The following is a 3,077-nucleotide window of genomic DNA, read 5'->3' on the forward strand; positions in this document are numbered from 1 at the left end:
CATCTCGTCCGAGACACTTAGTGGTATACTTTTCAATTACTAAGTGGACTACTTTTCAATTATATTATACAACTTGGAATGACAGAAGCATAATTTAATTAACATTTAAAACAAATTTAAACATGGGAAATTGGTTTGAAGTAAAAGTGTCGTATGAAAAGATGCTTGAAAATGGGATGCAAAAGAAAGTGACTGAATCATATTTAGTGGATGCACTTTCATTCACAGAAGCAGAAGCACGTGGAATTGAAGAATTGAAACCATATATCAGTGGTGAATTTACAATTGCATCTGTTGGAAGGAAGAAAATATCTGAATTGTTTTTCAATGACAATGGTGATCGCTTCTTCATGGCAAAAGTGGCTTTCACAACACTGGATGAAAAATCAGGATCAGAAAAGATCACAAAGGTTCAGATGCTAGCACAGGCAGGTGATATTGATGAAGCATTGGCAGTGATCAGAAAAGGGATGGAAGGCACATTGGCTGATTGGTTTTTCACATCTGTTTCAGAAACAGCCATCATGGATATATTTCCTTATTCAGAAGATAACAAGAAAACAATAATACTTGATTGATATGGATGCAGAACAAATCAAATATGTGTGTGATGTAGTTGTAACAGCACAAGCACCAAAGAATTATAAACCTAGATCAGTTAGTTATAATTGCATCGGTTTTGCTGCCAAAAAAAGTGATTCAGAAACAATCAAAGAAAAGGCTATCAATGAAATCAAAGAATCACTTGAAGAAAACAATCCTTCTGTTGAATTCAAATTTTCAGCAAAGGTGACTACAAAGAAACTTCATTTATATGTGATGTAATATGAATCAGGAAAAAGCCAAAAAGATTCTATTTAATAAACGAGCATCGAAGGTTGAATTGCGTCAAGCATTAGCCTTCATGCTTGGATATGAATATGAAGCAGAAACGAAGGAAAAGAAAAAAACGATCCATAACCAGTGCAAAGATATATTCTGCACCACCTACAAAAGTAAAACTGGTTTAGACTATGTTTTCACAGGTAAAGATGCAGGATCGCTTTCACAGTTGATTAAAAAGGTTGAAGGAATGTTGGAAACAGTGACAGAAGAAAATGTTCTTATCACTTTTAAAGCATTGATTGAAAGGTTGCCTGAATGGTATGTGAAAAATCAATTCAGTTTGCCAATCATCAACAGTAAGTTTAACGAAATAGTGTCAAATATCAAACAAGATGGGAAGCAACAATCAGGAATTAGTGAAAGCTACAAAGAACGTGTACTTAGAGAAATGCAATCCAACAGCACTGAATAAAAGCCTTGCAACTGTGATGACTGTGGATGGTGCAATGAAAATTGCTGAATCATATCCAACAAAGTTTCCATCATTGGCAAAGGTCAAAACACATTATGGATCACAAGCCGTTGAAGGTATCATCAAACTGTATCTGATAGAGTTGACAGAACTGGTGAATCTGAAACGTCCACTGACTGAAAAACAAATTGATGTGATTGCGTCAAATGTTGTTTCTCAATATTACAACATGACTGTTGCAGATGTGCATGTTCTGTTTCGTAAAGCAGTGAATGGTGATTATGGTGATTTTTATGAATCGTTGGATGTGCCGAAGGTGATGAAATGGTTTGCTTCTTATTTCGATGATCGCTGCAATGCAGCACAAGAAGATAGCATCAACCAGGCATTCAATGATAAAGGTGGAAACATCACATCAGAACGTGCAAGAAAGCATTTTGATAAGTTGGAAAAACAAATGAGTAAAAAATGAGTAGAAAAGCAAAGGTGTTATTCATCGAACCAACCAACCTTGCACCAAAGAATGGTGAAGTGATCAAGTTCACAGGTTTTGTTTGTCCAAACTGCAATGGTCGTGGTCACTTCATTTCTTCATCAGGATATCATGGAAGCGAAACAAAAGATATTCAAACAGGATGCAGCCAATGTGAAGGTGAAGGAAAATTGCGTGCAGATGTGGTGGTGCGTTGGATGCCTGACAAAAAAGAAGTTGAATAATTAACAAAGAAATAGAAGTGAAACAATTGAAAAGTATAGTGCATTTTATAGCAATGATTTTATTTATGCCATTTGGCTTGGTATCTATGTTATTGCTGTTTTTGGCAAAAGGTATCGGATATATTGGAACAATGATTGGTGCTTTGTTTTTATCAGTTAAGAATTTACGCAGTCCAGTGTTTGAATATAAAATGATGATGAAGGGAAAGTAAAAAGCCATCCATGTCCGAAAACATATCAGGCTTTGAGGTTGGTTACTACAAAGTTAAATAAAAATTTTCGGACTTATGGAAAATATTCATCCAAACACATTGAAGAAGATTGAATTGGTGCAACAAATAGTTGGTGAGAATTACGAACCAGGCAATCAGCAAAAGTGCCAAATACAAGCATTAAGAAATGTTGTAAGGCATGTTTATCCTATGAGTGAACGCACTTTTAGACGTTATATGTCAGTAGATGTTGAAGAAGTACGCAAAAAACAATTAAATGGTCAAATGGTATTAGAATTTTGAATTATGGAATGGAAAGATGTTGAATTGTATATTGGTGGACAGAAGATTGTTGGTGTTGCAGAATGTAGCTTTTTTATTGAAGAAAATGATTCTGAACGCACTTTTCCAAAACTTGAATTTGTTTCTTTATCAGGAAATGTGAAGTTTACATCAAAACAAATGTGTGAATTCAGAAAGTTTTTGAAAGGACATAAAAAGATCAGGTTGCCACGAAAGATGAAGAAGCGATTGAAGAAACAACGACAAAAACAATTTGAAGCATGGTGTAAACATTATTTTCCTTTCACACCACCACCTTCTTTGGGCATGTTTGGTTGTGTTGTAGGAAGTGAAAAACCTAAATTTCATTACAATAGTTCAATATTTGGAAAACGAATGGTAAAATAATTTAGTCAAAAGTTTCTTTGAGTAATCAGAGAAACTTTTGCTATTTTTACACAAATTAAAAAATCGAATTATGAAAAAAGCTATCTTATTTGTATAATATAATTGAAAAGTAGTCCACTTAGTAATTGAAAAGTATACCACTAAGTGTCTCGGACGAGATG

Annotated in this window: 8 protein-coding genes; all 8 read left to right on the forward strand. The window is 34.3% G+C overall.

Annotated features, from left to right (window positions below):
* Positions 1-122: 122 nt before the first annotated feature.
* The 8 genes from D0T53_RS13340 (at position 123) to D0T53_RS13375 (ending at position 2,916) form a co-directional block, all read left to right on the forward strand.
* Complete coding sequence (locus D0T53_RS13340) at positions 123-578, forward strand: DUF4494 domain-containing protein (protein ID WP_163268717.1); 456 nt, start codon at positions 123-125, stop codon at positions 576-578.
* Position 579: 1 nt separating this feature from the next.
* On the forward strand, positions 580-825 hold the full coding sequence (locus tag D0T53_RS13345) for a hypothetical protein (protein WP_163268719.1): 246 nt from the start codon (positions 580-582) through the stop codon (positions 823-825).
* 1 nt (position 826) lies between these two features.
* Positions 827-1,297, forward strand: coding sequence for a hypothetical protein (locus tag D0T53_RS13350; protein WP_163268721.1), 471 nt, complete (start codon positions 827-829; stop codon positions 1,295-1,297).
* Entirely contained in the window at positions 1,218-1,769 is a 552-nt protein-coding gene (locus D0T53_RS13355) for a hypothetical protein (protein WP_163268723.1), read from the forward strand. Before D0T53_RS13350 ends, D0T53_RS13355 begins: the two co-directional genes overlap by 80 nt.
* On the forward strand, positions 1,766-2,014 hold the full coding sequence (locus D0T53_RS13360; RefSeq protein ID WP_163268725.1) for a hypothetical protein: 249 nt from the start codon (positions 1,766-1,768) through the stop codon (positions 2,012-2,014). Before D0T53_RS13355 ends, D0T53_RS13360 begins: the two co-directional genes overlap by 4 nt.
* 17 nt (positions 2,015-2,031) lie before the next feature.
* Complete coding sequence (locus D0T53_RS13365) at positions 2,032-2,226, forward strand: hypothetical protein (protein WP_163268726.1); 195 nt, start codon at positions 2,032-2,034, stop codon at positions 2,224-2,226.
* A 75-nt stretch (positions 2,227-2,301) separates the two neighbouring features.
* Entirely contained in the window at positions 2,302-2,529 is a 228-nt protein-coding gene (locus D0T53_RS13370; RefSeq protein ID WP_163268728.1) for a hypothetical protein, read from the forward strand.
* Positions 2,530-2,532: 3 nt separating this feature from the next.
* Positions 2,533-2,916, forward strand: coding sequence for a hypothetical protein (locus tag D0T53_RS13375; protein ID WP_163268730.1), 384 nt, complete (start codon positions 2,533-2,535; stop codon positions 2,914-2,916).
* The last annotated feature ends 161 nt before the right edge of the window (positions 2,917-3,077 follow it).

The organism is Dysgonomonas sp. 216 (assembly GCF_010501065.1).
Lineage (GTDB): Bacteria > Bacteroidota > Bacteroidia > Bacteroidales > Dysgonomonadaceae > QVMM01.